We start from the raw sequence: 4,880 nt of genomic DNA on the forward strand, positions 1-4,880 counted from the left end.
TTTGTGATAATTCATTTTGCAATTTATCTAAAATTTTTCCTATATTTTCATAAGTAAAATCTAAATTAACAGAAGAATTAGATTCCATAATAACTTCAGAATTTTTAATATTATTATCCTCTATAAAACTATAATCTATTTTTGTTTCAATAAGTTCTTTAATGTTTTCTTTTGCCTTAAAATCTAAACCATCTATTTTTCCTCTAGGTTTTAGCTCTATTTCATCCATCTGTGTGTGTTTTTCTATTTCTTTTATTTCTTTTGCTTGCTTTAAAGTTTCTTGTTTAATCTCTTTTGAATCAATAAAACGCAACTCAATAAGACCTAACTTTAGAACATCGCCTTTGTTGATAATAATTTCATAACCATCTTCCAATCTAGAAAAAGAATTATTATAAAAAATATCACTGCCTTCTATAGGCGTCATAGTAAAAAAACCTTCTTCAAAAGTAATCTTCATATGTTTTTCTTTAACAGAATTATTTTTATCTTGTATCCAAAATAAACATTCTGGACTTGATCCAACAAGTCCACCAGTTTCATCAAATACGCAAGCTACTGTTTTCGTAATATTTTCGTCAATATTTTCAATTATCAATCCTATGGTTTCTTTATCTATCATTTTGAGCCTTTGTTATATTTTCTACTATTTTAAAATCACTTAATATCATAATTATATTATTAATATCTGAGTTGTTATTATTAAGTTTGAAATCAAAATACATTTTTTTATTGTCATTAAATAAAACACTGTAAGATGAATTTGAATTTTTACTTTCCTGTAATAATTTATACCAAGCCCATTCTCCTTTATATGATTTTGTGTAATTTATATTAGCATCTAAATAAGAATACGCAGTGAAATCAAAACTAGTTCCATTGTTAAATTCATCAGTTATAACATCTAATTTTGTATGCAATGTGTGATCATATATAATAGAAGTATCATTATACTGAACTTTTACAAAAGAAAAATCGGCACTTAAGTCAAGACTTTGTAAAGTAAAGCGCACTCTCATTACATCATTTGCATTTAACATTAACTCTGATAAATTACCAGCCTTAGTAATAAAATCCAAAAATTCTTTGGAAAAAGTTAATCTTGAGCTAAATTTAGAATTAATAGAGTAAACATTTTTTCTTTTAATTAGAACATTTGTTAAATATTTTTCATAAAACTTATTTAAAATTCCATTTTTACCAAAGAAATTTTTAAAAGAATCTATACTTAAATCTTGTGAACTTAGCAAATTAAAAGGATAAAAAGGAGCTATATCATTAACAAATGGTGCATAAACCTCATTCAACCAAACAGTATTAAACAAAGAAACTCCATGGTTTTCTATAATATTCCAAGCATATAAAGAAAGAGTTACATAATATTTTTCCAATTCACTTGGTAAATTTTTAATATTTTGTTCAAGAGAACTAAATGGGTCGCTAGAATCTTTACTATCGCTTAAAGCGTATTTTATTTTTTCCTCAATAGTTTGCGAGTTATTTGTTGTAAAGTCAGTTATTTTTTTATGAATATTAGACAAATCTGTATTTATTAATTCCATGGTTTTTTGATGACTTCCAACATCTAAACCTACAGCAGTAGCACCTGTATTTAAAATAGAATTTTGTTCTATAATTTTATGATAAGCATCAAACGAACTGGTAATCCCCATAAAACTTGTCTTTATTTCAGCAGCATTAACACCGAGATTATATGCTTGAGTTAGTAAAGTAGCATCGTTGAGATTGGTATTTACACTAACAATTTTTATAAAATTCATTAAAGGATTTTCTTTTTTAGATAGTATATTAAGTTCATTTAGCATAGAACTTTTGGAAATAAACTTTTTTGGTGCAAGTGAATTTAAAATTTCTTGCCATTTATTTTGATATTGCGTTAAATAAATTTTAATAATTCCCATTGCCATATTGCTTCTATTTTCAGAATTTGACAAATCATTTAAAATCCACGAATCAATCTCAATGGCTTTATCTATTTTTACATTTAACGTTTGCAAAAAGTCAGCCATACCTTTTTTTGTGTAAATTTCTTCAATACTATCAATTTTAATAGACTCTGAGAAAACATTGTTAGCAGCAAATCCTAATTCATTTTTAAAATTATATACTTTATTATTTTTATCTAGAATGATAAAGTTAAGTAAAGTATATATTCTTTGAATTTTTGCTACATTATATAGTTTTTCAATAGATAATTTAACCGAAATGTCATCTTGCTGAGAAGTGCTTAAATCAATCTTTTGAAGTTCATCGATACCAGATAGAAAATTTTCTTTAGAAATTTTATATTTTTCTAAAAAATTCCAATTTTCATTAATCCATATTTTTAATAAATCTTTATCAAGATATTTTTGCTCAAACAATGATTTATATACATATAAAGTTTTAATTAAGTTATCATAATTATCATCAGTTTGTAATATTATTTCCATTTCTTTTAACAGGGTATTTTTCAACACATCTTCACTAATTTTATAATATAAATTTTGTGCTTTTTTAAAGCCTTTATATGTTATGTTTAAGCTAAAATATTCAAACAAACTTGCCTTTTCGATTAATTGTGGATATACACTTAGTATATTTCTTAAATCAACTAATAATTTTGCTTTCTCTTCTATACTCATCATGGGGTAATCTTGCATATTTTTCAACAAAAATGAAAGATCTGTATAAACACTTTGAGATATTTTCTTTTCTTGCTCACTTTTAAGAATAAAATAAGATGAAATAAAATAAGTCATACAACTCAAAAATATAGTTAGACCCACAAGCGATATCTTTTTGTAAAAACTTTTAATTCTACTTAGCGATGAATCTTTAAAGACAATATCTTCAAGCAAAGACTGAACAAAATAACTTTGCTTGCTAAAAGACTGTTTTACTTGAGCTAATGGTTTTTTTATATTATACTTTTCACAAATTGTATCAAGCATAAAATTTCTTGGCACATTTTCTTGATAAGCACTTACATAATATACCCCTCTTAAAACTGAACTATTTTTTAAAATATTTTCATTTTGGAGTTGCACGATAAAGTCTTTGCTCAATACAAATAAATTATCCAACTGCTTTAAAAATAAATAAATTTTATTTTTTTCCTCTATAGTGTATATAGAAGAATTTTTATCAACAAAACGTAAAAACAAAGATTTGCTTATCTCTTCAAAAGACTTTTGAATATCTTCTTCTTTAAAATGTTCTGCAAAACTTATACCAAAAGCTTTTTTTTGAATTTTTTCATTAAAAATATCAAAAAATTCTCTCATACCTTCTATCAAATCTAATTTTGAAAAAACAACATAAATAGGTAATTGTACACCTAAAATTTTTTCACACTCATGCACCCTTTTTGTTAAATAACGAATTAAATTATTAGAATATTCTTTTGTGTTTTCCAAAAACAATCGAGTATCAATTATTAAAATAATGCCATTTAATTTACTATGAAAATAATTCTTATTTAAAAATTTTAAAAAATTTTGCCAAATGCTCTTTTTAATTAAAAAGTCTCTATTTTTCTCTATATCATCTTCGGGTAACTCATCGCTACTATTAGGATGAAAAAAATCTTCTTGAGAAAAATAATTTCCCTCAGTATCAAGCAAAGCGCCTTTCTTGGAAACATATAAGCTAAAATTATTGGTAGACTTATGCATCTTTTTATATGATTCTAAACTATCACTTAAAGGATATTCTATATCAGAATAATTTATAAAAGTACTTTTACCAGCACCTTCATTTCCCACAATAACAACAAGAGGCAAATTTTTAGTGTTGATATCTTTTTTCCATGTTTGTTTGGCATCTTTTAATGCGATAAAGAAATTTCTTTTTGCTTTGTATAAAAATTCATTAGATTCTTTTTTAATTTCTTTAAGTCTTATTCTTTTGTCATCCTTAAAAGATTTTATAAAATTACTTAAAGGCTTTAAAAGGAAAAACAAAAAAATACAACACCAAAATATAAAAATTATCCCAAATCTTAAATAAGAATTACTAAAAACATAAATTTCATTAAACGCAAATAAAGAACCATAAGCCCAAAAAAATAAACTTAAGACAACTAAAATAATAAGTATTAATGTGATTACGAAAATCCTAGATTTTAAAATTTGCATTATTTTTTGAAACATAATTTTTCCTAATATAAATTCAAATAATTTTTATTTCTATTTATTAATTTTATATTATTTTTACTTATTTTGTATTAAAATATTAAAAGCTTTTAATATAAATATAAAGTTAAAATTATAATCATAAGGAAAAACATGGCACAACCAGCATATATCAAAATCGAAGGTTCAACACAAGGACTTATTTCAAGTGGTGCTTCTACAGAAGCAAGTATAGGAAATCGCTATCAAGCAGGACACGAAGATGAGATTATGGCTCAAGAAATTTCTCATATTGTAACAGTTCCAGTTGATCAACAAAGTGGACAACCATCAGGACAAAGAGTTCATAAGCCTTTTACTTTCACTTGCTCTCTAAACAAAGCAGTTCCTCTACTTTACAATGCACTTACAAAAGGTGAAAGACTTCCGAGTGTTGAAGTTCATTGGTTTAGAACATCAACAAGTGGTGGACAAGAACATTTTTTTACAACTAAATTAGAAGATGCTATCATTACAGATATTACCTTAGTAATGCCAAATGCTCAAGAAGCAAACAATCATGACAAAACAGAGCTTTTTAAGGTATCCTTAAATTACAGAAAAGTTATTTGGGAGCATACAGCGGCTGGAACAAGCGGAAGTGATGATTGGAGAGAAGCAAATTCGTAACACAATAAGCTCATTGCTAAACAATGAGCTTTATATGCTATTTAATATCCTTATCACTTTCATTAAAAATAATCC

General features: G+C 25.3%; 3 protein-coding genes. 1 reads left to right on the forward strand and 2 read right to left on the reverse strand.

Features of this window, described 5'->3' with window-relative positions; translation table 11 throughout:
* Both L8U98_RS07980 and tssM read right to left on the reverse strand, forming a co-directional pair.
* A partial coding sequence (locus L8U98_RS07980) for a hypothetical protein (protein WP_263725424.1) occupies positions 1–622 on the reverse strand: 622 nt, incomplete at its 3' end.
* Positions 612–4,154, reverse strand: coding sequence for a type VI secretion system membrane subunit TssM (tssM, locus tag L8U98_RS07985; RefSeq protein WP_263691587.1), 3,543 nt, complete (start codon positions 4,152–4,154; stop codon positions 612–614). The genes tssM and L8U98_RS07980, both read right to left, overlap by 11 nt.
* A 135-nt stretch (positions 4,155–4,289) precedes the next feature.
* On the opposite strand from tssM, the gene L8U98_RS07990 reads away from it, so the two are divergent.
* A complete protein-coding gene (locus tag L8U98_RS07990; RefSeq protein ID WP_039626225.1) occupies positions 4,290–4,805 on the forward strand; it encodes an Hcp family type VI secretion system effector in 516 nt (171 codons plus the stop codon).
* The last annotated feature ends 75 nt before the right edge of the window (positions 4,806–4,880 follow it).

Source organism: Campylobacter sp. RKI_CA19_01128, from assembly GCF_025771175.1.
In the GTDB taxonomy this organism is placed as follows: domain Bacteria; phylum Campylobacterota; class Campylobacteria; order Campylobacterales; family Campylobacteraceae; genus Campylobacter_D.

What these genes read in the sequence shown, in the direction of transcription:
- tssM (WP_263691587.1), bottom strand. Translation starts at nt 4,154, where the DNA reads ATGTTTCAAAAAATAATGCAAATTTTAAAATCTAGGATTTTCGTAATC.
- L8U98_RS07990 (WP_039626225.1), top strand. Translation starts at nt 4,290, where the DNA reads ATGGCACAACCAGCATATATCAAAATCGAAGGTTCAACACAAGGACTT.